Here is a 24376-nt window from a genome sequence, read left to right on the forward strand (position 1 = left end):
CTTATTACTATAAAGTATAAAACTATATTCTTATTGACTATAATAATCTATCCCATTAATTCATTCTATTTAACACTCTTTACAGTAAATAATAGATTTCAGCATTATCCAGACAAAAAGTGCAGCTTTTAAATATCATTTAAATAATAGGTTAAAACGAATTCTCACTCGCTAGCTTTGAAACCAACCCATCAACTAATACTTGAGGAATGCCCTGAGAACAACGCTCAATTCTGCCTTTAACACCATAAACCTGTGCCAGACTCTCTGGCGTAATAACCTGCTCAGCAGTCCCTTCAGCAATTAAATTACCTTTTTGCAACATTAGAACATGGTCACCATGACGCAAAGCGATATTAATATCATGCACAACGACCACAGTAATAATATTCCGCCGATAAGTTTCTTGCGCCACCAACGCCATTACGTGATATTGGTAATTCAAATCTAACGCACTAAGAGGTTCATCTAACAATAATAACGTTGGTTTACGAATTAACGATTGGGCCAATCCGACCAACTGTTTTTGACCGCCAGATAACTGATCTAAATAACATAATGCCAGATGTTCAATTCCCAACTGACGTAACAACAACATTACCTCTTCTTCACTGGTTTCAGAATGACGCCCTCCGGATGCTCGTTGAGCAACGATAATCGATTCCAATACATGCAAATGAACACCAGCAGGTAAGCTTTGCGGTAAATAAACCACATTGTCCGATCGCTGGATAAAATTCATCTTCATCAAATCTTGACCATCAAGCCAAAGCTGACCTCTTGCACGATTTAAACCCGCCAGAGAACGCAGAAGTGTTGATTTACCGCTACCATTAGGCCCCAACAGTACCGTAATTTTCCCACGCGGCAACGGAGCAACATTCAGATTTTCAATAACCGAATGTTTAGGATAACCCGCAAAAAAATTGCTAATGGTTAGTCCCGGGTTCATATATTCCCCCTATGACGTAAAATTATGCTAAGGAAGAATGGAACCCCAACTAACGCAGTCACGATCCCAACAGGAATAACAACACCTGGGATCAAGTTCTTCGAGGCGATGGACGCCATAGACAACACTAATGCGCCAATTAAAGCACTAGCTGGCAAATAGAAACGATGATCTTCACCAAACATCATACGGGCAATATGTGGCGCAATTAAACCAACAAAAGCAATCGGCCCAACAAATGCAACGGCTAAAGCGGCGAGAATACTGATACGCAATAATGCCCCCAAGCGCAGACGACGAACATCAATACCAAAACTGATTGCACGATCTTCACCCAAACGTAACGCTGTCAGTCTCCAGGAATTCATCATTGAAATAGGAAAAACAGCTACAAACACCAACAACATAACACCCAGTTTTATCCAGGTTGCTCTGGCAAGACTACCCATTGTCCAGAGTACCAACCCCTGAAGGGTGTCTTCCGTTGCAATAAACTGCATCATGGAAACCAATGCGTCAAAGGTAAAGACCAATGCAATACCAAATAATACTACCCCAGACGTAGCAACGCGCGTCCAACGAGTAATCGTATCCAGCACCAATGCAGCCAACAAAGCGAAAATGAAAGCATTCGCAGAGATAAACCATTGATCAGGCACGCCTGGAATACCAATACCAGATACAATCGCCAACGCAGCACCAAATGCAGCCGCCTGAGCAACTCCTAAGGTAGAAGGACTGGCTAATGGGTTATTTAAGATCGTCTGCATTTCTGCGCCAGCCAGCCCAAGAGACAAGCCAATCACCACCGCCATCAAGGCGTAAGGTAAACGGATATCCCAAACAATTACCCGTGTACCCGCATCCATACTCTCTGGCGACACTAAAGTCTGCCAGAGAGATGACAAAGATAAACCTGACGGCCCTATCGTAAAATCTAATACCAGTGAAGCACCAATAATCAGCACGATGAATACCATCATCACGATACGGCGGCGTAAAATATATCGGTAATGGACTTTTACACTGCGGTCATCTAATTGTTGTTTCACCATTGGCTCGGTAGTGGCGCTCATTATTCCCGTTACCTGACTTACTGATTACTTTTCACTGATCCAATAAACCCCTGATGGATCAACTGCCAGGAATTTACTGTGCAATTCATTCAGTGTCTTTTGCGGATCTAAATCTGCAAATTGCTTAGGATAGAACCATTTAGCAAATACTTGAGTCGCTACCACATTATATGGAGAGTTGTAGTAGTTATGCCAAATCGCATAGTCTCTGCCCTCTTTGACCGCAGTCAACGAGCTAATACCTTTACGTTCAGTCAGTTGTTTCAGGCTGGCTTTTGCTAGTTCAGGCGTAGATTGCGCTCCCAGTTTTATACCAGGTTCATTACTGTCTGGCGCTTTTGCGCCACTAGCAATATAAATATAAGGGTCAACTGCAATAATTTTTTCGAGGTTCATATTACCAAGCACACCTGGCAGAACACCTTTAGCAATGTTTTTACCACCGGCCAAATCGATAAAGTTACCCATATTACCGTCACCGGCAGTCGCACAGCAGTCTTCAAAAGCACCCGCTCTCAAATCGATAAATACTGTCGGTTTTTTCTCTTCCGGGATTTTATTGGTGATATCAGTCACCAGTTTTACGTTTTTCTCGTAAAAATCGGCATACTCTGCCGCTTGTTTTTCACGATTTAGTACCTTACCTAGCATACGAATGCTCGGTAACGTGTTCTTTAACGGCTCAGTACGAAAATCGACAAATACAACCGGAACGCCTGCCTTTTCAAGTTGGGCAACCAATTCGCTGTCTTTTCCAGGACCATGACCAGACAGACCAAAAATGGCGATATCCGGGTTGAGAGTTAATACTTTTTCAGAGCTGACACTTTCAGCGCTGGTATTACCAATCAAAGGAACCTTGTCAATCTCAGGGAATTTAGCTTTATAGACGGCGTAAGACTGTGGGTCCAATTTGCGGAAATCACCTTGCCAACCCGCGATACGGGCCAGAGGTTTATCACCTTCAAGTAAAGCGATAGCGTGGAACAAACGGCCTTCGCCCAGCAAAATACGATTTACATTCTCAGGAACTTCAACAGTGCGGCCAACTATGTCGGTGACCGTTTCAGCCCATGAGGCGAAACTTGCCATGACAGCCGAACCCGCTAACAGGCCGACACCGATACTCTTTGCTATGGATCGAGATATAAATTTCATTTTGTTAGCCCTTTGATATTAATAATTATGGCATTAACAATAGGACAAATGAGAATACTTATCAATATGATCTACACAAATTTTGGTAAATTACGTGATTAATTGTATGATTAACGCTATGAAAAATAAAAAATACCCATTTGATCACAAAATGGGGGTTTTCTTTTAATTTCTTATCAATAACAGCTTATCTACTCAAATAAATAAAACATTAAGATAATAATAAATTAATCGTGAATCGAATTTAAAAAACCATAAAACTAGGCCGGTAGGAATTTTTTCAAAAATTCCTACCGGCCTGTTAATCACGATCTAACGTATTCACATTCACTGATTTGCGATATCAGGAAATTTCATCTCGCTATATTTGATAAAGCGAGTTTTCTTCACTAATTTGTAACCAAACCAAATCAACAGGAATAATGGAATACCAATATAAGTTGCAGTTACACCATACCAGTCAATTTTATCCTGTAGAAATGCTTGATAATTCTGCCCTAATGTGATGATTAGACACAAAACAAACGCAAAGATTGGGCCAACCGGAAAAAATCCTGAACGATAAGGTAATTTACTTAAATTTAATCCCTGAGCTATATAGCCACGGCGGAAACGATAATGGCTGATAGCAATCCCCAACCATGCAATAAAACCAGTCATCCCAGAGGTATTCAGCAACCACAAATAGACGGTCTGGTTACCGTACATTGAACTGAGGAAACACAACGCAGCAACCACTGTTGTTGCATACAAAGCATTACGCGGTACACCGCCTTTGGATAATTTACCAAAAATCCTTGGTGCTTTACCCTCTTTTGCCAATGTGAACAACATACGAGTCGATGCATACATACCTGAATTACCCGCAGACAACACAGCCGTCAAAATAACCGCATTCATCATAGCCGCGGCGGATAACAAACCAGCGTTTTCAAACACTAACGTAAACGGACTGACACTGATATCACCGACCTCATTACGTAGTAGGCTTGGATCAGTATAAGGAATAATCAGACTAATGATCAGGATTGCAAAAATATAGAACAGCAGAATACGCCAGAATACCTTACGTACAGCACTGGGAACATTTTTCGCCGGATCTTTTGACTCACCCGCAGCAATGCCAATCAGCTCGGTTCCCTGGAAAGAAAACCCAACTATCATTGCTACGCCAATCATGGCAGAGAAACCACCAGCAAAAGGGGCATCACCAACAGTCCAGTTATGCCATCCAGCACCTTCTGCCCCTTTCATGATACCGGCTATCATCAGTAATCCGACCACAATAAAGACAATAACCGTGCTGACTTTGATTAAAGCGAACCAGTACTCAGCTTCACCAAATCCTTTCACTGAAATAAAATTTAATAGGAAAATCAGCGCGAGGAATAGCGCACTCCAGATCCAACCCGGCATATCCGGCAACCAATAACCCATAACCAATTGAGCCGCAACCAAATCCACCGCGATAGTCACCGCCCAGTTGTACCAGTAGTTCCAACCCAAGGCAAAACCAAACCCTTCTTCAACATATTTAGAACCGTAAGTTGAGAAAGAACCGGAAACTGGCATATAAGCGGCCAATTCACCCAAACTGGTCATCAGGAAATAAACCATCAAACCAATTAATGCATAGGAAAGTAATGCTCCGCCAGGCCCTGCCTGTGAAACTGTCGCACCTGAAGCCACGAATAACCCGGTGCCTATTGATCCGCCAACGGCAATCATCGCCAGATGCCGAGCTTTCAATTCACGTCGCAAATGTTGCGCTACTGGTTTCCCGGAGACACTTTGTTGTTGTTGAGACATTCTGTTCCTGTTAGCTGCGAATAAATCTGATGGCGGATTGTAACAAATCCTCACTATCAAAATAGCGAGGAAGCTCTGTTATAAGATACCTTCATAATTCAGAGAAAATTATAAGTAACACAGCTAATTTTGGATTCTAGACAGAACGTAAACTTCACCGGCAATAACTGAGCAATTTTTGCAAAGCGTTAGACATGTGCTTTTGCCGATGATGAATCAGATACAATGTTCTGAAAAGCCTTAATTCTGGCACTTTTAACTCCAGTAAAGTGCGATTTTGCAATTGCTCTGCAACGACTCGTCTGGATAAGCAACTGATGCCCATACCAAATTTGACCGCATGCTTTATCGCTTCAGAATTTCCCAACTCCATCAAAATTTTGAATCCAGGTAAACGCGCAAATAACAGATGATCCAACACTTCTCTTGTACCCGATCCGCTCTCCCTTAATATCCATGATGCCTTAACCAAATCATCCAATTTTAGATCCTGCTTAGCTAACGGATTTTCAGGAGAAGAAAAAATAACCAGCTCATCCTCCATCCATAACTGAGTTATTAACTCAGGACTATGACAAGCCCCTTCGATCAAACCAAGATCAACACGGAATTCCAACACCGAATTAATGACATCCTGCGTATTACTGATATTTAACTCCAGCGGCGTATCAGGAAAATCTTGACGATAATTTGCCAGCATTTCCGGCAACATATAATTCCCAATGGTGCTACTGGCAGCGATACGTAACGCTCCCAACTCCTGTTTGAATAACTGCTGAATTTCCCCTGCCTGCTCTAGCAATGCCAAAGCCTTGGGATAGAGTAGACGGCCATGTTCATTAGTCACCAACCGCTTTCCTACCCGATCAAAAAGCTGTACGCCAAGCTGGCTTTCCAGATCCGTTAATGAGGCGCTCACTGCGGACTGAGATAGCGCCAATTGCTGAGAGGCTTGCGTCGTTGAACCGCTTTTCAATACCTCAGTAAAAACTTCCAACTGTCTCAAGGTGATGTGCATATTGCCCCGCAAAATATGGTGTCAGTCAAAGTTAGCTTGTTTTAATTTTATACAGTAATAAACAACTTAACAAAAATCCTCTTTTTTACCACTTTTTTAGATTACATATAAATATATTATCAATTTTAATGATAATTGAATCTGCTATATGCTTATGTTTAAAGCATATAAGCAAAGTGAGAAACATCTATGTCTGACATTCGTGCTGAAAAATTCAGCAAACAATCATCTATTCCCGGTATCAAATTAATACCGGGGTTAATACTGGCGGCAATACTGACTGCAATTTCAATATATGCCGGAAATATTCCGTGGTTTATTAATATGGGACTGAGCACATTAACACTGGCGATCCTCGCAGGGATCATTACCGGTAATACTGTCTACCCTTTACTCAAATCTTATTGTGATGAGGGTATCCATTTCTCAAAACATTATCTCCTGCGGGCAGGGATTATTCTTTACGGTTTCCGTTTGACATTTCAACAAATTGCCGATGTTGGCGTTACCGGCCTTCTGATTGATGCGGTGATATTGTCTTCCACTTTTTTTATTGCAATCTGGCTAGGCAAATCACTCTTTAGATTAGACCAGCAAACGGTAATATTGATTGGCGCCGGTAGCAGTATCTGCGGTGCAGCCGCTATTATGGCAACAGAGCCGGTAGTCAATGCCCCTGCCAGTAAAGTTGCTGTTGCGGTATCGACAGTTGTTATCTTTGGCACTATCGCTATTTTTATTTATCCGTGGTTTTATCAACTCAATGAGTATTATCAATGGTTACCACTTACTCAGGAAACTTTTGGTATCTTTACTGGCTCCACCATTCACGAAGTTGCTCAAGTTGTTGCTGTTGGACATGCTATTAGTGATCAAACGGAAAATGCAGCCGTTATCAGTAAAATGATCAGGGTTATGATGTTAGCGCCGTTCCTGTTGCTATTATCTCGTTACATTAGCCGTACCCACACTAAAAATGGAAGAAACCATCAGAAGAAAACACCAATGACAATACCCTGGTTTGCGGTGATTTTTATTGCAATAGCGGGTTTTAATTCTTTCAATTTACTCCCCGCAGCAATAGTTCATGCTCTGGTTAATATTGATACTATTATGCTCACTATGGCAATGGGAGCGCTAGGTTTAACGACTCATGTGAGCGCCATCCGTCAGGCCGGATTTAAACCCATTTTATTAGCTCTAACTTTGTTTGTATGGCTGATAACAGGTGGTTTTTTGATAAATCTGACCATTCAACATTTATTTGGTTAATCAGAATCGATACGGAGAAATTTCAGCAACATATAACCTTTCCATTCTTAAGGTTCATTGAGTGGTTGAACAATGCCATAATGAAATAAAGTAGGAAGGAGAAAAAATATGAAATTTGTTGGAGCACATGTCAGCGCTGCCGGCGGAGTTGATCAAGCGGTTATCCGGGCACACGAATTAAAAGCTACCGCTTTTGCCCTATTTACAAAAAATCAGCGCCAGTGGAACGCTTCACCTTTAGCCGCTGATGTTATCGATAAATTTAAAGAAAATTGTGAACGTTATGGATATGGCAGCCGACAAATTCTCCCTCACGACAGCTATCTGATTAATCTTGGTCATCCAGAAATTGAAGCTCTGGAAAAATCCCGGCTGGCTTTTATTGATGAGATGCAACGTTGCGAACAATTAGGGATCGATTTATTAAATTTTCATCCTGGCAGCCATCTCAATAAAATAGATGTGGATAAATGCCTGGCACGTATTGCAGAATCTATCAACATTGCTCTCAATAAAACCCAGGGAGTCACTGCTGTTATCGAAAATACGGCAGGTCAAGGTACTAATCTGGGTTTTAAATTTGAACATCTGGCAGCAATTATTGATGGCGTTGAAGATAAAAGCCGAGTGGGTGTCTGTATTGATACCTGTCATGCCTTTGCGGCTGGCTACGATTTACGTACAGACGATGCTTGTAAACAAACTTTTCAGCAATTTGAAAAAGTTGTTGGCTTTCAATACTTATATGGAATGCATTTAAATGATGCCAAAAGTGAATTCGCCAGCCGTGTTGACCGACATCATAGCCTTGGAGAAGGAAATATTGGCAAAACACCTTTCAGTTATATTATGAAAGATGCTCGTTTTGATGGTATTCCACTCATCCTTGAAACGATAAATCCAGATATTTGGCCGCAAGAAATTGCCTGGCTGAAATTACAACAAAATTAATTATTCTTTAATTAAAGCATTATTTAACGGGTATCAGTTCAACGTTAGCCATCATGGCAGCTAATTCTGGGCGATTGCTGATACCCACATTAGGCTGACTAACGGCAAGTGCAGATACAGCCGTCGCCAGTCGCAACGTGTGTTCACTAGATTCCCGCATCAGCAAACCGTAAACCAAACCACCAACCATTGAATCACCGGCCCCAACAGTGCTAACGACTTTACAATGTGGTGGTTTTGCCAACCATGCTCCCGACGCATTAACCCATAATGCCCCTTGCTCACCTAATGATATGACAACATGCGCAATTCCCTGATCTCTAAGTTGATGTGCCGCCATGATGATATCGGATAACTCAGGTAACAGACGCCCCGCCCATACTTCAAGCTCATGGCGATTAGGCTTAACTAACCAAGGAGATGCCTTTAACCCTGCAACCAATGCTTCACGGCTGCTATCGAAAATAATACAAGGACAAAGCTGACGTAGACAGGTCATCCAATCGGTAAACGATTCAGCAGAGACACCAGCAGGTAAGCTACCACTAACAACGACCATATCAAATTGTCCAAGCCATGAAAGCGAATCATTAACAAATCCCGACCATTCAGCTTCACCGACATAAAAACCCGAGAAGTTAAAATCTGTCACTTCCCCGCTTTCTTCTGTCAATTTGACATTAATCCGTGTTCTGCCCGGTACTAAATGAAAACGATTTACCATACCATTTTCATGGAAGAATTGTTGAAATCCTTCCTGATTTTCCTTACCCAAAAAACCACTCACCGTGACATCAATACCTAAGTCACACAAAACCTTAGCAACATTATTGCCTTTCCCGGCAGCATGTAGTCCGGCAGTTTGCACTCGATTGATCTCCCCCTTGACGATTTCCGGGCACAATCCCACTAAATCATAAGCAGGGTTTAGGGTAATAGTGGCAACTCTACGGCTCATTTTGCCCGATGTCTCCTAAGTAGATATCATCATTACTATGAATTTTCAGTTCTATTTATATCACTAAAATTGAATCGTTTCAGTTAAATTCCGTACTTTATTGATTGTTGCCTTAAACTGATTTACAGATAAGAATAGCATTGAATTTTTCTCAAAATGAGATGCAAACCTGCTGAAACTTAGAGGTAAGGAATAAACCAAATGTCTGTCATTGTGGGTGTTGGCGTTGTTATTGTAAATGAATATGGTCAAGTATTACTTGGAAAACGTAGTAGTAAACATGCACCATACTGGTCAATCTTTGGCGGTCATGTTGATGCCGGCGAAACTTTTGAGCAATGTGCCATCCGTGAAATTGCAGAAGAAACAGGCCTGACGATTCAGTCACCCAAAGTCTACGGTATTTGTAATAACCTTCAAACTTATCAACAAGAAGGAAAACATACTATTTCGGTGTGTTTACTGGCAAAACATCCAGGCGATGAACCAAAATTGATGGAACCAGAAAAATGTGAACAGTTTATGTGGTGCGATCCCGATAATCTTCCTGAACCTCATTTTGAAGCCAGCCGGAATGCAATAAAAATGTGGCAAGAAAATAAATTTTATCTTACCGAATGAACTAATTTATGTTAGTTCAATTTTAAATAATCCTTTATGACATCTATTTACACTCTATAGACAAAAATGTATCTTTAAGCTAGTACAAAGAAACAATATTACCAGCAGGAGTTAAATATGTCCATTGAGACAACCCAGAGTTTAAAGCGCCCTCCCATACTAGGCGGCGCCATGATAATTGCCGGAACTGCTGTCGGTGCAGGAATGTTCTCTACTCCCGTGGTGACTTCCGGCGTCTGGTTTACTGGATCAATTATTCTGCTGGTTTACACATGGACGTGTATGTATTTTTCCGGCTTGATGATACTAGAAACCAACCTGAACTATCCAGCAGGCGCAAGCTTCCATACCATAACTAAAGATTTACTCGGTAAAGGATGGAATGCAATCAACGGCATCTCTATTGCATTCGTACTTTATATATTGACCTACGCCTATATTTCAGCGGGCGGCTCAATTATTGCCCTCAATTTTAAAAATATTATTCCGATATCACAGGCAAATGCTGGCTTTATTTTCGCCTTTATCGTTGCATTTATTGTCTGGTTATCAACTAAAGCCGTCGATCGTCTGAGTACAATTTTGATCGGTGGGATGGTTATTACCTTTTTTATGTCAGTCGGCGGTATGTTTACCGAAGTTAAATATGCCATCTTGTTTAATCAGGCAGATGCTATATCAAACAACACAGCAACAAGTTATATGCCTTACGCTTTAGCGGCTCTGCCCTATTTACTCGTTTCATTCGGATATCACGGTAATATTCCAAGTTTAGTAAAATATTACCATAAAGATAGCAAAGCCGTTATTCACAGCCTATTATTCGGTACGTTGATCGCATTAGCTATTTATATTCTGTGGCAATATGTCATTCAGGGAAATATTCCCCGCGAAGCATTCAAACAGATTATTGCTGATGGCGGGAATATCGGTGATTTATTAAAACACATGGATAATACAACAAACAATGAAATCGTTCACCAACTTCTAAATACCTTCTCTTATATGGCATTAGCAAGTTCATTTCTTGGCGTCTCTTTAGGATTATTTGATTACATAGCCGACTTCTTCGGTTTTAAAGATAACAATATCGGCCGGTTAAAATCCGCATTAGTGACATTTATTCCACCAACAGCGCTGGCTCTAATGGTTCCTAATGGTTTTTTATACGCCATTGGTTTCGCCGGGTTCGCTGCAACCATCTGGGCTGTCATTATTCCAGCACTTATGGTTCGGGCAAGTCGCCAACGCTTCCCAGAAGCCAGTTACCGAGCGCCAGGGGGGAAATTCCTCATTGGGTTCATCATCCTGTTTGGTTTGCTAAATGCTATAGCTCATATTTTGTCCTCCCTTGATTTATTACCTGTGTATCGTTGATATATACCTAATAGATTTCGAGTTGCAGCGAGGCGGCAAGTGAACGAATCCCCAGGAGCATAGATAACTATGTGACTGGGGTGAGTGAAAGCAGCCAACAAAGCAGCAGCTTGAAAGATGAAGGGTATAAAACATTCTTACTACAACCCCAATGTAAAAAAACAGTGGGGTTTTCTAATCCCCACTTGCCTAATGCCTTGACTGCGAGTAATTTTGTCGCCGATTATTCTCTTGCGGTTTTATGGAAGGTTACTATGGCTAAAGCCAACGAAATTAAACGCGGTAGCGCCGTCAGTTATAATGGTAAATTACTGCTGGTCAAAGACATTGATATTCAAGCACCAAGCGCTCGGGGAGCTAGCACATTATATAAAATGCGCTTTACTGATATCCGCACCGGTCAGAAAGTGGAAGAACGTTTCAAGGGCGATGATATCCTTGATACGATCAGCCTGACTCGTCGTAGCGTTAATTTTTCCTATATTGATGGTGATGAATATGTTTTCATGGATGATGAAGATTTCACACCTTATCACTTTAAAAAGGAACAAATCGAAGAAGAGTTGTTATTTATTCCTGAAGGCGGCCTGCCAGGTATGCAAGTTCTGACAATAGAAGGACAAGTCATTGCCCTTGAATTGCCACAGACAGTCGATATGGTTATCGAAGAAACGGCCCCCGGAATTAAAGGCGCTTCAGCCAGTGCACGGACAAAACCTGCCAAAATGAGCACCGGACTCACCGTACAAGTGCCTGAATATATCAGCAGCGGGGAAAAAATCCGTATTCACATTGCAGAACGTCGCTATATGGGACGTTGCGATTAACAATATTATCTAATTCTAAAATATTATCTAATTCTGAGTTGCCCGGTATAAAACAGGGTAACTCACTTTACCTGCGCTATTAATTAAATCGGTCACCTGCTTTAGCATTTGAACATAATTTAAATTTCTAAATAAAATACAATATAAATCTGTCACTCATTCATTTTAGCAATAACAAATAAAACCCTTACCCTTCTTCAATTCACTATTGAAGAAATAACATGTAAAATTTCTCTTAACATCAATTATAGAAAATTGTAACAACACCAATTTTCTCTTTTCCTTTTATCCATTTAATCTCTGTTACACCCATTTGGTGTGGCAAATAAAAATAAATATCATTTTGCAAATCAAGCTTTCGTCGTTGGGTAATCTTATGCCCCTTTCTCCAACAAGTGGTATCAGCCCAATTATCACGCCAATCAAAACGACACGGTGATTCAACGATCGAACCTGAAAAGCGAATAACCCCTGTACTTGATGTTGTTTCTGACCCACTATTGACAAGACTAGGAATCATCAGAAAAAAACAACCTATCATAACCCGAAACATAGACATAAAACCCCCCACCATAAAACAGCATCATTTGCTGCGATTTCCGAAAATGAAATCAATCTAGAAATCGGAAAAATTTATGAGTCTATGTATTGGTAACGGCTATTTTCGTTGTTTATTTATGACTTTTAGCAATTAAAACCAATTAAGATATTTATATCTTCCAATATTGAAATTATTAGAAGTAATTATCAAAAAATTAAGAATTTTCAACTTTAAATACCACAATATCACTCGAGAAAAACTCACAGAATTGAACAGGAATAGTCACCAAAGTAAATAAAAAATAAAGAAAAGAGCACAAAGTAGATAAAAAAATCAACAGATTAACTTATGATTAAGAATTGTGACATTATTACTCAATATTTGTTATATTAACCTGCATAATTGTAAGTTTAGTTACCACTTATTTTATTTTTAACAAATAGGTATCCCATGACACGTAGTCACCCATTTGCCATATTGATACTGAATCTATTAGGGATTACTTTGTTTCTCTCCTGGTATTTACCAGAGCATCACGGTTTTTGGTTCAAGATCGACTCTGCAATCTTCTACTTCTTTAATGAGAAATTAATTCCCGGTTCAACATTCACAGAATTTGTAGCATTTGTGAATATCAGAGCTTTCGATGCCATTTCACTTTTATGTATGGGATTGCTGTATTACAACGCTTTTCGTAAACAGAATTACGATGGCAAACGCAGATTATTCATGATTGGTTTGGTCATGATAATAAGCGCAATTATACTTAACCAAATCGGTCATCTACTCCCAGTTATCCGTCCAAGCCCAACATTAACCTTTGATCATATCAATCGTATTAGCGAAATGACTAATCTGGTAACAAAAGATGCATCAGGCGATAGCTTTCCAGGCGATCACGGATTAATGCTCCTGATTTTTAGCTGCTTTATCCTTCGCTATATCTCAGGTAGAGCATTCTGTATCGCATTATTGATCATGGTAATCTTTGCATTACCTCGTATCATGGCAGGAGCGCATTGGTTTACTGATATTGCAGTCGGTTCTTTATCTCTGGTGCTAATCGGAACAAGTTGGCTACTATTAACACCATTGAGTGACATCATGATTAACTGGCTGAATAAGAATCTACCGCATATTGGTCGCCCAATTTAAGAGTTCTCTTATAAACTCTTTTTATTCAGTAATATCGGGAAGGTATTTAACCTTCCCAATAGCTCATAAAACCCACATAAATAACATAAATTAACAACATTCCTGATCTCTTCCACTTAGAAATCTAATTTTTTGTAAATTATGTCATTAAATACTCGCCTTTTCCTGATTGTTTCTGTACTCTCGGTTTGAATGACATTTATTGTAAATATCGTTATAAAACGTGGCATCAGGCGCGTTTTTTCACCAAGCGCGTTGTTTACTCATTGTTTTTTCTAACACCAGGCTTCTAAGCGTTTGATATTTTTCAATAATAGCGACCAACTAAGGTAAGGATAGCAAGGGAAAACAAAAATAATGGTCAAGTCTCAACCGGCTCTGAGATACATTACGCGGCTGATACCCGCGCTGCTCGTAGCGATCACTTTATCCGCGTGCAGCTCGCCAGATTCTCGTAACACACAAACTGATACGCATGCAGTAAATGGTAAGAATGGCTTCTTACTTCAAGCGTCTCAGGATGAATTCGAAGCACTCGTTCGTAATCTGGACATAAAATCTAAAATTCTTAGCCAATACAATGGCTGGAAGGGGGTTGCCTATCGACTTGGCGGCGATACCAAACGTGGTATAGATTGCTCTGGTTTTGTTCAACGTACTTTCCGTGACCAGTTTGGTATGGAACTGCCGCGTTCTACATTTGAACAACAAAATATTGGCAAGAAAATCGACCGTTCAAAATTACGCCCTGGCGATTTAGTTTTATTTAAGACAGGTTCCCGTACCAGGCATATTGGCATCTATGTTGGTAATGACCAATTCGTCCATGCCTCTACCAGCAATGGCGTCATCGTTTCCAGGTTAAGCAGCACATACTGGAGCAAACGTTATTACGGCGGTCGTCGAGTCATTAACAATAATATGGTGCCTAACGGCTAAAAATTTTTCCCTTGCCCACGAAAAAGCGCTTCTATCAAAGGAAGCGCTTTTCGCATTTATATCCGTTATCTTTCAAGTTGCCTCTTTGTTGGCTGTACTCACTCCCCCCGGTCACATAGTTCGCTATGCTCCCGGGGATTCGCTCCCTTGCCGTTTCAATGCATCTTGAAATCCATAGGGTATATATCAGAATGGATAAAGCGCAGTTATCTTTTCAGCAATGGCTGCCCCAAGTGTCTTCAAACGACACATAACCGCACTTTCATCTTCACTATTAATAAATAAGCACGGCTGACCTTCCAACTCAATCACCGTGCTTCCGATTTGCATATCAGCAAGTGATTGCTGTAATTTTTGCATAACATTCCACGCAGCCCCATCTTCGTGGCTGAGTAACTTCAACCCCATCAGGCTACTTTCCGCATTCACTTCATCAACCGGAAGCGGCTCAACTTTGATACCCACAAAACCGGGTGACCACCTGTAACTTTGCGGCAGCCGATGTACCACCGAAAGCTGAATATTATTCACGAATCATTCCTACCTGAAAGAACATAGATACAAAAGTTAAAGTTAGCGGCTATCTTCAGGTGTTCTACTCGCCAAAACCGAATAACTAACGCCCAAAAAAGGTAAACGAAAAGTTAAATTTGTGTTTATAGTATTACATTAATTCCAAATTTCACCTTAGAAAAAGTGAGATCAATCTCTCATTTCTCATATATTTATACTTTTTTTAAAGAAAACTCAACTAATTTTTATGCAAAAACCCAACTTTATGTTTAATGATTGTTTACATATTTTATTTTTTCAACTCAACACTTTAACATAAAAATCAAATAAGAACTGTAAAAACAAATAGATAACAATGTGTTTTATAAGGTATAATTAATGAAAACCTAATGATAACGCCATTTAATATTTTTAATTTAACAAAAATACAACAAAGACTTATAATTACTATCAATGCATCAATAACAATTTATTCGCACGGCAAAACATTTCGGAATTTCCTTACTGTAAACAGTTAGCCTCTCAACCCAACGGGAATACAAAAATCAACAAATACGCAGCAGCAATAATAAAAAACAATGAAGCAACAATAGTTTCACCTCTCCACAAATAGATCAGTATCACCATTTATAGTTATTAAGCATAGCCAATTGTTCAATTCCCCGGAATATTCATGAAAAATATTCTCTTTAATAATATCATCGTTTTTAATGATAATTTTAGTGATACAGAAAATGCGACTGATACCACAAATTTATTACAGTTTCATTGCTTAATGGTAAATATTAGAATAAGAAAATAATCATAATATTATGATTTAATTTATTATTTTCAATAAATCATATCAAATTTCACCCCTACCAATCAAGAATATATCAATGAGATCGGATATACATTTTAAAATAAAATGGCTCTTCAATAATCTCGCATAAAATTATAACCAAAAAAATATCATCAAAAATATTTTTCGCTGACAATAATTTTCTTTTTAAGGAAAAGGCTGCACATGAAAACAGCCTTCTGTTTTTATTTACCACCCCTTTTTTGCATATATCACAAGCAAAACAGCCGAAATAACACACAAAACCATAGAACCAACCATTGGCCAGGCATTATATGCAGGTAACATAGCAAGTAATACACCAACCAAGGCACTAATACCAAAACGAACAGTACCTGCCAATGAAGATACTGTTCCGGCCATATGCGGATAATCATCTAAAACCACCGCCATGACATTGGATGTAATCATAGAAATACCACATATATAAGCTGCAACACCGATGACCAGAGCAGTAAAGCCAAAATCGAATGTGGTAGACAGTAACAACCAGATTCCCATCACAAACTGCACACTCAAACCAAAATACATCATTTTCAACGCGCCAAAACGCCGGACATAGCGACTATTTATTGTCGTCATCACAAACAGAAATACGATGTTAAGCGCGAAATAATATCCAAAATGCTGAGGAGACACACCATTTAACTCAATATAAACAAATGGCCCTGCACTGAGAAAAGAAAACATTCCCGCAAATGAAAAACCGCTGGCAAGCATATAGCAAAATACACGACGCTGGCGAAATAACATAATAAACTGTCTTACAGTTGTACGTAGATGAAATTTTTGTCTTTTCTCTTTTGGCAAAGTCTCTCTTATAAAGAAAGCAATAAGGAATACGGCAATAATAGAAGTCACCGCAATACTCCAGAAAATAGCATGCCATGTAAACCAAATCATTATCATGCCGCCAAGAATTGGAGCAATTAATGGAGCAATCGTCATTACTAATATCACAAAAGACATGCTACGCGAAAATTCATCTTTGGTGAACAGATCTCGCATGAGCGCATTAATGACAACCCCCGCTGCGGCAGCGGAGAATCCATGCAAAAAGCGCATATAAATAAAATCATCGATATTCTGCACCATTGCGCATGCAGCCGAAGCTAGAGCAAATATAGCAACTCCCCCCAGAATAACTGGCTTACGCCCCAAACTGTCAGCCATTGGGCCATATACCATTTGACCGATAGCAAAACCAAGGATATAACTGCTCAGTGTCATCTGAACCCGTCCACTATCCACACCGAAATCTTCGGCAACGGTCGGCAAACTCGGTAAATACATATCAATGGCAAGAGGCATTAACATAGAAAGCAGCCCAAGGATTAAAATCAGTCCTAAATAGGATGATCGTTGTTGTTGCACGTATATTGCTCCAATAATTTAAAATAATTAACTAAAACTAGGATTAAGGAATATTGATACTGGCAATTTCTTGCTCAGTTAATGACCGGTACTCTCCTGGCTCCAATTCAGGATCTAAAATGATTTCACCAATTCGCTCACGATGAAGCGCTGTTACCCGATTACCTACCGCTGCAAACATACGTTTTACCTGATGATAACGCCCTTCACTAATCGTCAAGCGGGCTACATGAGATTCCAGAATTTCCAGTTGGGCGGGTTTTGTCACTGTTTTTTCACCATTAAGTTGAACACCTGCAAGAAATTTATCTGCCGTCTCTGTTCCAACCGGGCATTCAAGTGTGACTAAATATGTTTTTTTACAATGATGTTTCGGGGAAGTAATACGATGAGACCATTGACCATCGTCAGTTAGCAAAACCAGACCAGTGGTATCCATATCCAACCTACCGGCCGTATGTAATTTATGCGCTGCTGGCTCATCAATAAAATAGAGAACTGTCGGATTTATCGGATCATCAGTGGAACAAACATATCCTTGTGGTTTGTTTAGCATAAAATAACGAGGCCCTTGCTGCTGTTCCAATAACGAACCATCAAACATAACCTGTTGCTCTGGAGTTAATTTATAAGCTCCGATTTTTACAATCTCGTCATTAACAGTGATACGCCCTGCACGCAACTCGCGTCCTACGTCATTCCGACTGATACCAAGCTGTTGTGACAAAAATTTATCCAATCGCATGGATGAAGACACCTGTATTAATTAATTTAACAATGAACGTAACTCACTACTATTTTGGCACTACCTTGACACTACAACACCGAGCCACCAAAAAAGAAGATGTGAAATGAACCCAAAAGATTTGAAAGCTAATCATAACTATGTTTACTATAAACAACAATTATCTATTTGTTATATACCCAATGGATTTCAAGATGCATCGCGACGGCAAGGGAGCGAATCCCCAGGAGCATAGCTAACTATGTGACCGGGGTGAGTGAGTGCAGCCAACAAAGAGGCAACTTGAAAGATGACGAGTATAACCAGTTATAGTTTCACTCAATCAGACAATTATCTTACCTTGACTTCCACCCACAGCAAATTGATAAGAAAAATGTTACTCTTTTACGAATATTTTTCTGTTGCGGAACGATTATGATTTTTACTTTACGTCCCTATCAGCAAGAAGCCGTGGATGCCGCCGTTAATCATTTCCGGCACCATCATGAGCCTGCGGTCATTGTATTACCAACTGGAGCAGGAAAAAGCCTGGTCATTGCTGAACTGGCAAAATTAGCTCGTGGGAAAGTATTAGTATTAGCTCATGTAAAAGAATTAGTTGCACAGAACTACAGCAAATATTGCGCATACGGTTTACCAGCAGATATTTTTTCCGCCGGATTGCAGCAAAAGCAAAGTGCAGGAAAAGTCGTATTTGGTAGTGTGCAATCTGTCGCCCGTAATCCTGAACATTTTAATAATCAATTCTCTTTGCTGATAATTGATGAATGCCACCGCATCAGCGATGATGAAAATAGCCAGTATCAGCAAATTATTCATCACCTTCGGCAAAATAACCCGCAGCTACGTATTCTTGGCTTAACAGCAACACCTTACAGACTGGCTATCGGCTGGATATATCAATATCACTATCACGGAATGATCCGTGGTGATGAAAACTGTTTTTTCCGTGATTGCATATATGAATTACCCCTGCGTTATATGATTAAACATGGTTTCCTGGTGCCCCCAAAGCGGCTAGATATGCCGGTTATACAATATGATTTCAGCCAAGTTCGCTCCAGTCAGCAAGGTATCTTCAATGAAACTGATTTAAATCACGAAATTAAACGACAAAAACGCATCACACCTCATATTATAAAACAAGTCATTGAATATTCCGCTGATCGCAAAGGCGTTATGCTTTTTGCCGCAACTGTCGAACATGCCAAAGAGATTGTTCAATTACTCCCTTCCGGCCAAGCCGCATTAGTCAGTGCCGATACATCAACCGCTGATCGTGATCTATTTATCGAAGCCTTTAAAACTCAGCAATTGCGCTATATGGTTAACGTCGCTGTATTGACAACTGGATTTGATGCTCCTCATGTTGATCTGATAGCCATTCTGCGTCCTACTGAATCCGTCAGTCTATATCAGCAAATTATTGGTCGTGGTTTACGATTATTTCCCGGCAAAAAAGATTGTTTGATTCTCGATTATGCAGGAAATCCTCACGACCTCTATACACCAGAAGTTGGTAGCAATAAACCAGATAAACAGAGCCAACCAGTTCAAGTATTCTGCCCTATCTGCAATTTTTCCAATATATTTTGGGGAAAATGCACCTCCAACGGGGAAATTATTGAACATTTTGGCCGCCGCTGTCAGGGTTGGGAAAATGATCAATACGGCAAACGTCACCAATGTGAGTTCCGTTTTCGTTTCAAGCTCTGCCCTCATTGCAATGCAGAAAACGATATCGCAGCGCGGCGTTGCCACAGTTGCCAGGAGGTGCTGGTTGATCCTGACGATATGCTGAAAGCCGCATTGAAACTCAAAGACGCACTGGTGCTACGTTGTGGTGGTATGCAGCTCATCCCTGAAATTGACAGTAAAGGAGAATGGCTGAAAATCATCTATTACGATGAAGATGGCGCTGACGTTTCCGAACGCTTTCGACTTACAACCCCTGCCCAGCGACGGCTCTTTGAGCACCAATTTCTTCGTCAGCATCAACGTGCTCCGACCATACCTTTTAACTGGAAAACCGCCTCAGATATCGTTCACCAGCAACCTTTATTACGTCATCCAGATTTTGTGGTCGCCCGTAAAAAAGGTCGATTCTGGCAGATTCGTGAAAAAATCTTTGATTACCAAGGACGTTTCCGACGAGCAGACTCATTGTATTAATAGGAGTCGTATTAATAGGAGTCGTATTAATAGGTTCAGATTAACCTATTCCATTTGCTGTAACTGCCATTTTTCGCTAGAATGCCGCCCGCTTGACCTATGTTAAGCCAAATCTCGAACCTGCTGCTGGGTCGCCTGTAGCAGGATTTATTTTCTTCTTAAAGAGAAAAAATAATGTTTACTATTAATGCAGAAGTACGTAAAGAGCAGGGCAAAGGTGCGAGCCGCCGCCTGCGCAGAGCTAACAAGTTCCCAGCTATCGTATACGGTGGCAACCAAGAGCCAGTTTCTATTGAGCTGGATCACGATCAGGTTATTAATATGGAACACAAAGCTGAATTTTATAGCGAAGTTCTGACCCTGGTTATCGACGGTAAAGAAACTAAAGTTAAAGTGCAGGCTGTACAGCGCCATCCGTTTAAGCCAAAACTGGCGCACATTGACTTCCTGCGTGCTTAATTAGCCACAGCCGAGCTTTTCGGGACGCCGAGTAAATAACGCCGCATTTGCGGCGTTATTTATTTCTTAACCTCAATGACCACCATTACGGCGCTGTAACTGGTCACGTAAATTTGGCGGCGTACCTTTAATGGTTAAAGTATCCGTTGCCGGATCCCAGAAAATTCTTTCACCAAACAACATCGCATCGAAATTAATTGTTAATCCGCCACCGCTGCCGGCAAATTTAGTTAGCTGACGCAACGTACTGCGATCTGCCGGAAAACTCTCCTCCAGTTCATATCCCTGCTCCTGAGAAAACTGCTGAAAGTTCTGCTCTCCAAACGTGGGTAATGCCTGAGACAACTCCTTAATTTCGATTTCCTCTCCCGCCTGCAATTGTTCATTACAATAGCTGTATACTTGCTGGCGATACGCCTGACGCTCATTTTTATTAAGCTCACCAGATTCACAATAATCATCAACAGCTTGTAGCAGGCCTTTATTCTGAACTTTCGCATTCATACCTTCACTGGCAGCAAGAAAATCCATAAAGAAATCTGAAACTTTACGCCCTACTCGGCCTTTCAGGAATGTCAAATAACGGCTTGATTCAGGATTAGTTTCCCACTCCGTCAAATCTATACGAGCGACAATATCAGCATGAGGAATATCCAAATAATGCGTAGTATTTAAATCCAGATTATCGTTCACAGACATACTGTTACAGCTATTAAGCACAGCAATCAGTAAATACTCTACCGCCAGATAGCGATACTGACAAAACAAGACCGTTCCCCCCTCGGCAAACGGATATTTCGCCAACTCATCCCTCAAACGTGCCGTTGCTGCACGACTGAACCCAAGAAAATCTTCATCACCTTTACGCTGATGTCTGAGCGCTTCTGCCAATTCACTCTCTTCATTAAATAAGCCGTAAGCTTTACTTTTTGCGCTGTATACCCGGTGTAATTCAGCCATCATATCTTCCACCACGTGATCGGCGGCGAGTAAAGAATCACGCAACACGACATCTAATGTCTGTTCATCACGCTTGATTAATTGATGCAAGGCAATCTGGTCTATTTGCAGACTCATTCTTTCTACTCCTTTCGCGGCTGACTTCATGCGTTTTGAAACACGCATTCAAACACCGATAACAAACGACTGCAATAAAAAACCCCGAAAGAAAATAACGTTTCGTTATCTGCCATCAACTATAATTTACTGGCAGATATCAAAAAATTGCTAAAAATAGGTTATTACTGCAACATAATCTTAACCGTGAATTAATTTGCCACAAAAGAGCAGAAAAACACGCATCTATACGGTAAGATAATGTGCTTTGTTAGTTCAGGAAGTTTAAATACTATGCCACAGTCATCTCGTTACAGTGACGAACACGTTGAACGCTTATTAACAGAACTCGTCAGTGTTCTGGAAAGAAACCGTACGCCGACAGACCTTTCTTTAATGGTACTGGGAAATATGGTGACAAATTTAATCAATACGAGTATATCTCCTGCACAACGCAGACATATTGCCGACTCGTTTGCACACGCGCTTAAATCTTCGGTAAACGAAGATAAAGCCCATTAATTTTTTAACTAAGACTACAACGTAAACAAAATATGGTGACTAGCCGTCAGCGTTATCGTGAAAAAGTTTCCCAAATGATTAGCTGGGGGCATTGGTTTGCCCTATTTAATATTCTGTTCAGTCTTGGATTAGGTAGTCGTTACCTGTTTGTTTCTGACTGGCCGAGCTCACTGTTCGGCCGAGTCTATGCTCTGGCTAGTTGGCTTGGGCACTTTAGTTTTATTGTTTTTGCCGCTTATTTGCTGGTCCTGTTTCCACTGACATTTATTGTCATGTCACAGCGCTTGCTAAGGTTTCTCTCAGCCATTTTCGCCACAGCCGGGCTGACACTGTTAATATTCGATATTGCCATATACAACCGTTTCCATCTTCACCTTACACCTTTGGTGTGGGATTTAGTTATCAATCCTGATCAAGGGGAACTAGCGCGAGAATGGCAGCTAATGTTCATCTGTATTCCCGTTATTTTTCTGATACAGATGCTATTTGGCACCTGGAGTTGGCAGAAACTACGCAGCCTGAATCGGCAACGGTTTGGTAAGCCACTGGCTGCCGTCTTTATTTCGGCTTTTTTAGCTTCCCATTTGATGTATATCTGGGCTGATGCTAATTTTTATCGTCCTATTACCATGCAACGCTCTAACCTGCCGCTCTCCTATCCAATGACCGCACGTAAATTTCTTGAAAAACATGGTCTACTCGATCAACAAGAATATCAGCGCCGCCTTATGCAACAGGGTGATCCTGCTGCGCTGACAGTGGAATATCCACTTAATGATCTGACTTATCAGGATAAAGGAAGCGGATACAATCTGTTAATACTGGTCGTTGATAAACTGGATAATAGAGATATTACAGAGAATATGCCTGTGCTCTCTCATTTCAGAGAAACCAACATTCAGTTCAATCAACATTTCAGTACTGGGATTCAAAATGATACTGCCCTATTCGGATTGTTTTATGGCATTTCTTCCGGTTATCTGGATGGAATACTGGCTGGACGTAAATCATCAGCCCTAATTGATGCTCTGACTCATCAGGGATATCAATTTGGCCTATTCTCTTCTGTAGGATTTGATACTCCGCTTTATCGTCATGCATTACTTTCCGACTATTCATTACCCACCGAAGTCAACCAAAGTAACCAACTGACGGTCGAACAATGGCAACAATGGCTAAACTTACCCAATACTAATGCCCCGTGGTTCTCTTTCTTAAGAATGAGTGGATTGGATAAAATTGATGCACTAGGTAATGCTGCTACGCTTGACAGCCGGATTAATACTGTACTAGAGACACTAAAAAACAAAAATACACTGAACAATACTGTCATTGTTATTACTGCTGAACATAGTGAGATCGCCGCTACACATCCACCTAGATGGATAAACAATGGCAAATTTAATCGTGCTCAAATGCACGTTCCACTGCTAATTCATTGGCCTGGAACACCATCACAGACCATTAATAAACTGACAAGTCATCAGGACGTCATGACAACATTAATGCAACGTTTGTTGCATGTCAGCAATACTCCTGCTGATTATTCTCAGGGCCAAGATCTATTTGCAGCACAGCGTGATAATCCGTGGGTGATTACCGGTGATGATGGTTCCCTTATCATTACAACCAGCGAAAACACCCTGTTCCTGGATAAAAATGGTGACTATCACTTATATGACTTGGAAGGCAATGAAATCAAAGATGCTAAGCCCAATTTGGCGCAACTGTTACAGATACTAACTGAGGTTAAACATTTTATAGCCAACTAAATGCTTAAAAATCAATCGGTCACAAAATTCAGTACTTGCTTTTAGATAAAAAATCAGTACTATAATACGAATTATCGGCATGTAGCGCAGCTTGGTAGCGCACCGTCATGGGGTGTCGGGGGTCGGAGGTTCAAATCCTCTCATGCCGACCAAATTTCCCTAGAAAAACCAACCTCTTGTGGTTGGTTTTTTTATGGCTGGGATTTGCTTGGTGTAAAATGGGTGTAAAACCCCAACTTCAAATCCGGCATTGATAACCACTGACAAA

Annotated in this window: 22 protein-coding genes and 1 tRNA gene; 12 read left to right on the forward strand and 11 right to left on the reverse strand. The window is 40.6% G+C overall.

The genetic code is table 11. The annotated features are described in order from the left end of the window. Positions 1-151: 151 nt before the first annotated feature. The 5 genes from OO184_RS11155 to yieE form a co-directional block, all read right to left on the reverse strand. Positions 152-952, reverse strand: a complete 801-nt coding sequence (locus OO184_RS11155; RefSeq protein ID WP_265379247.1) for an ABC transporter ATP-binding protein — start codon at positions 950-952, stop codon at positions 152-154. Continuing rightward, complete coding sequence (locus OO184_RS11160; protein WP_376712554.1) at positions 949-2028, reverse strand: FecCD family ABC transporter permease; 1080 nt, start codon at positions 2026-2028, stop codon at positions 949-951. Before OO184_RS11160 ends, OO184_RS11155 begins: the two co-directional genes overlap by 4 nt. 24 nt (positions 2029-2052) lie before the next feature. Next, positions 2053-3186: an ABC transporter substrate-binding protein gene (locus OO184_RS11165; RefSeq protein WP_265379248.1), complete on the reverse strand. Its 1134-nt coding sequence runs from the start codon at positions 3184-3186 to the stop codon at positions 2053-2055. 327 nt (positions 3187-3513) lie between these two features. Then, positions 3514-4995 carry an amino acid permease gene (locus tag OO184_RS11170; protein WP_265379249.1) on the reverse strand — a complete coding sequence of 494 codons (1482 nt, stop codon included), beginning with the start codon at positions 4993-4995 and terminating at the stop codon, positions 3514-3516. Between the two features lie 154 nt (positions 4996-5149). Then, positions 5150-6013 (reverse strand): DNA-binding transcriptional regulator YeiE, encoded by an 864-nt coding sequence (gene yieE / locus OO184_RS11175; protein WP_049584625.1) that lies wholly within the window; start codon positions 6011-6013, stop codon positions 5150-5152. A 189-nt stretch (positions 6014-6202) separates the two neighbouring features. On the opposite strand from yieE, the gene OO184_RS11180 reads away from it, so the two are divergent. Both OO184_RS11180 and nfo read left to right on the forward strand, forming a co-directional pair. Continuing rightward, entirely contained in the window at positions 6203-7285 is a 1083-nt protein-coding gene (locus OO184_RS11180; RefSeq protein WP_265379250.1) for a YeiH family protein, read from the forward strand. A 108-nt stretch (positions 7286-7393) separates the two neighbouring features. Continuing rightward, positions 7394-8236, forward strand: coding sequence for a deoxyribonuclease IV (gene nfo / locus OO184_RS11185; RefSeq protein WP_265379251.1), 843 nt, complete (start codon positions 7394-7396; stop codon positions 8234-8236). Between the two features lie 19 nt (positions 8237-8255). Here nfo and fruK read toward each other — a convergent pair whose 3' ends face one another. Then, positions 8256-9194 carry a 1-phosphofructokinase gene (gene fruK, locus OO184_RS11190; RefSeq protein ID WP_265379252.1) on the reverse strand — a complete coding sequence of 313 codons (939 nt, stop codon included), beginning with the start codon at positions 9192-9194 and terminating at the stop codon, positions 8256-8258. A gap of 201 nt (positions 9195-9395) precedes the next feature. Between fruK and OO184_RS11195 the strand changes: the two genes are divergently transcribed. The 3 genes from OO184_RS11195 (at position 9396) to yeiP (ending at position 12019) form a co-directional block, all read left to right on the forward strand. After that, positions 9396-9815: a nucleotide triphosphate diphosphatase NUDT15 gene (locus OO184_RS11195; protein WP_265379253.1), complete on the forward strand. Its 420-nt coding sequence runs from the start codon at positions 9396-9398 to the stop codon at positions 9813-9815. A gap of 117 nt (positions 9816-9932) precedes the next feature. Then, the gene (mtr, locus tag OO184_RS11200; protein WP_265379254.1) at positions 9933-11192 is read left to right on the forward strand and encodes a tryptophan permease; all 1260 of its coding nucleotides are present in this window, start codon (positions 9933-9935) and stop codon (positions 11190-11192) included. Positions 11193-11446: 254 nt separating this feature from the next. After that, complete coding sequence (gene yeiP / locus OO184_RS11205; RefSeq protein WP_036777297.1) at positions 11447-12019, forward strand: elongation factor P-like protein YeiP; 573 nt, start codon at positions 11447-11449, stop codon at positions 12017-12019. Between the two features lie 241 nt (positions 12020-12260). Here the strand turns inward: yeiP and OO184_RS11210 are convergent, their stop codons facing one another. Next, entirely contained in the window at positions 12261-12578 is a 318-nt protein-coding gene (locus tag OO184_RS11210; protein ID WP_265379255.1) for a YmdA family protein, read from the reverse strand. A 432-nt stretch (positions 12579-13010) separates the two neighbouring features. On the opposite strand from OO184_RS11210, the gene OO184_RS11215 reads away from it, so the two are divergent. Together OO184_RS11215 and mepS are read left to right on the forward strand one after the other, a co-directional pair. Further along, complete coding sequence (locus OO184_RS11215; protein WP_265379256.1) at positions 13011-13715, forward strand: phosphatase PAP2 family protein; 705 nt, start codon at positions 13011-13013, stop codon at positions 13713-13715. A 357-nt stretch (positions 13716-14072) separates the two neighbouring features. After that, positions 14073-14654 carry a bifunctional murein DD-endopeptidase/murein LD-carboxypeptidase gene (gene mepS / locus OO184_RS11220; RefSeq protein WP_265379257.1) on the forward strand — a complete coding sequence of 194 codons (582 nt, stop codon included), beginning with the start codon at positions 14073-14075 and terminating at the stop codon, positions 14652-14654. A gap of 186 nt (positions 14655-14840) precedes the next feature. Here mepS and OO184_RS11225 read toward each other — a convergent pair whose 3' ends face one another. From OO184_RS11225 to rsuA, 3 genes are all read right to left on the reverse strand, one after another. After that, a complete protein-coding gene (locus OO184_RS11225) occupies positions 14841-15185 on the reverse strand; it encodes a YejG family protein (protein WP_036777304.1) in 345 nt (114 codons plus the stop codon). A gap of 1012 nt (positions 15186-16197) precedes the next feature. Next, positions 16198-17382: a Bcr/CflA family multidrug efflux MFS transporter gene (locus tag OO184_RS11230; RefSeq protein WP_265379258.1), complete on the reverse strand. Its 1185-nt coding sequence runs from the start codon at positions 17380-17382 to the stop codon at positions 16198-16200. Positions 17383-17425: 43 nt separating this feature from the next. Next, entirely contained in the window at positions 17426-18127 is a 702-nt protein-coding gene (rsuA, locus tag OO184_RS11235) for a 16S rRNA pseudouridine(516) synthase RsuA (RefSeq protein WP_265379259.1), read from the reverse strand. 414 nt (positions 18128-18541) lie between these two features. Here rsuA and radD point away from each other — a divergent pair, with 414 nt between their 5' ends. Beyond that, entirely contained in the window at positions 18542-20299 is a 1758-nt protein-coding gene (gene radD / locus OO184_RS11240; protein WP_265379260.1) for a DNA repair helicase RadD, read from the forward strand. Positions 20300-20473: 174 nt separating this feature from the next. Continuing rightward, positions 20474-20758, forward strand: coding sequence for a 50S ribosomal protein L25 (gene rplY, locus OO184_RS11245; protein ID WP_036777310.1), 285 nt, complete (start codon positions 20474-20476; stop codon positions 20756-20758). 72 nt (positions 20759-20830) lie between these two features. Here the strand turns inward: rplY and yejK are convergent, their stop codons facing one another. Beyond that, positions 20831-21835 (reverse strand): nucleoid-associated protein YejK, encoded by a 1005-nt coding sequence (yejK, locus tag OO184_RS11250; RefSeq protein WP_265379286.1) that lies wholly within the window; start codon positions 21833-21835, stop codon positions 20831-20833. Between the two features lie 273 nt (positions 21836-22108). Here yejK and OO184_RS11255 point away from each other — a divergent pair, with 273 nt between their 5' ends. The 3 genes from OO184_RS11255 (at position 22109) to OO184_RS11265 (ending at position 24260) form a co-directional block, all read left to right on the forward strand. After that, positions 22109-22336, forward strand: coding sequence for a YejL family protein (locus tag OO184_RS11255; RefSeq protein WP_011147091.1), 228 nt, complete (start codon positions 22109-22111; stop codon positions 22334-22336). Between the two features lie 32 nt (positions 22337-22368). After that, positions 22369-24108 carry an LPS biosynthesis-modulating metalloenzyme YejM gene (gene yejM / locus OO184_RS11260; RefSeq protein WP_265379261.1) on the forward strand — a complete coding sequence of 580 codons (1740 nt, stop codon included), beginning with the start codon at positions 22369-22371 and terminating at the stop codon, positions 24106-24108. A 75-nt stretch (positions 24109-24183) separates the two neighbouring features. After that, positions 24184-24260: transfer RNA gene (locus tag OO184_RS11265), tRNA-Pro, on the forward strand. The last annotated feature ends 116 nt before the right edge of the window (positions 24261-24376 follow it).

Origin of the sequence: Photorhabdus aballayi (assembly GCF_026153155.1) — a bacterium.
GTDB lineage: Bacteria > Pseudomonadota > Gammaproteobacteria > Enterobacterales > Enterobacteriaceae > Photorhabdus > Photorhabdus luminescens.

What these genes read in the sequence shown, in the direction of transcription:
- OO184_RS11155 (WP_265379247.1), bottom strand. Translation starts at nt 952, where the DNA reads ATGAACCCGGGACTAACCATTAGCAATTTTTTTGCGGGTTATCCTAAA.
- OO184_RS11160 (WP_376712554.1), bottom strand. Translation starts at nt 2,028, where the DNA reads ATGAGCGCCACTACCGAGCCAATGGTGAAACAACAATTAGATGACCGC.
- OO184_RS11165 (WP_265379248.1), bottom strand. Translation starts at nt 3,186, where the DNA reads ATGAAATTTATATCTCGATCCATAGCAAAGAGTATCGGTGTCGGCCTG.
- OO184_RS11170 (WP_265379249.1), bottom strand. Translation starts at nt 4,995, where the DNA reads ATGTCTCAACAACAACAAAGTGTCTCCGGGAAACCAGTAGCGCAACAT.
- yieE (WP_049584625.1), bottom strand. Translation starts at nt 6,013, where the DNA reads ATGCACATCACCTTGAGACAGTTGGAAGTTTTTACTGAGGTATTGAAA.
- OO184_RS11180 (WP_265379250.1), top strand. Translation starts at nt 6,203, where the DNA reads ATGTCTGACATTCGTGCTGAAAAATTCAGCAAACAATCATCTATTCCC.
- nfo (WP_265379251.1), top strand. Translation starts at nt 7,394, where the DNA reads ATGAAATTTGTTGGAGCACATGTCAGCGCTGCCGGCGGAGTTGATCAA.
- fruK (WP_265379252.1), bottom strand. Translation starts at nt 9,194, where the DNA reads ATGAGCCGTAGAGTTGCCACTATTACCCTAAACCCTGCTTATGATTTA.
- OO184_RS11195 (WP_265379253.1), top strand. Translation starts at nt 9,396, where the DNA reads ATGTCTGTCATTGTGGGTGTTGGCGTTGTTATTGTAAATGAATATGGT.
- mtr (WP_265379254.1), top strand. Translation starts at nt 9,933, where the DNA reads ATGTCCATTGAGACAACCCAGAGTTTAAAGCGCCCTCCCATACTAGGC.
- yeiP (WP_036777297.1), top strand. Translation starts at nt 11,447, where the DNA reads ATGGCTAAAGCCAACGAAATTAAACGCGGTAGCGCCGTCAGTTATAAT.
- OO184_RS11210 (WP_265379255.1), bottom strand. Translation starts at nt 12,578, where the DNA reads ATGTCTATGTTTCGGGTTATGATAGGTTGTTTTTTTCTGATGATTCCT.
- OO184_RS11215 (WP_265379256.1), top strand. Translation starts at nt 13,011, where the DNA reads ATGACACGTAGTCACCCATTTGCCATATTGATACTGAATCTATTAGGG.
- mepS (WP_265379257.1), top strand. Translation starts at nt 14,073, where the DNA reads ATGGTCAAGTCTCAACCGGCTCTGAGATACATTACGCGGCTGATACCC.
- rsuA (WP_265379259.1), bottom strand. Translation starts at nt 18,127, where the DNA reads ATGCGATTGGATAAATTTTTGTCACAACAGCTTGGTATCAGTCGGAAT.
- radD (WP_265379260.1), top strand. Translation starts at nt 18,542, where the DNA reads ATGATTTTTACTTTACGTCCCTATCAGCAAGAAGCCGTGGATGCCGCC.
- rplY (WP_036777310.1), top strand. Translation starts at nt 20,474, where the DNA reads ATGTTTACTATTAATGCAGAAGTACGTAAAGAGCAGGGCAAAGGTGCG.
- yejK (WP_265379286.1), bottom strand. Translation starts at nt 21,835, where the DNA reads ATGAGTCTGCAAATAGACCAGATTGCCTTGCATCAATTAATCAAGCGT.
- OO184_RS11255 (WP_011147091.1), top strand. Translation starts at nt 22,109, where the DNA reads ATGCCACAGTCATCTCGTTACAGTGACGAACACGTTGAACGCTTATTA.
- yejM (WP_265379261.1), top strand. Translation starts at nt 22,369, where the DNA reads ATGGTGACTAGCCGTCAGCGTTATCGTGAAAAAGTTTCCCAAATGATT.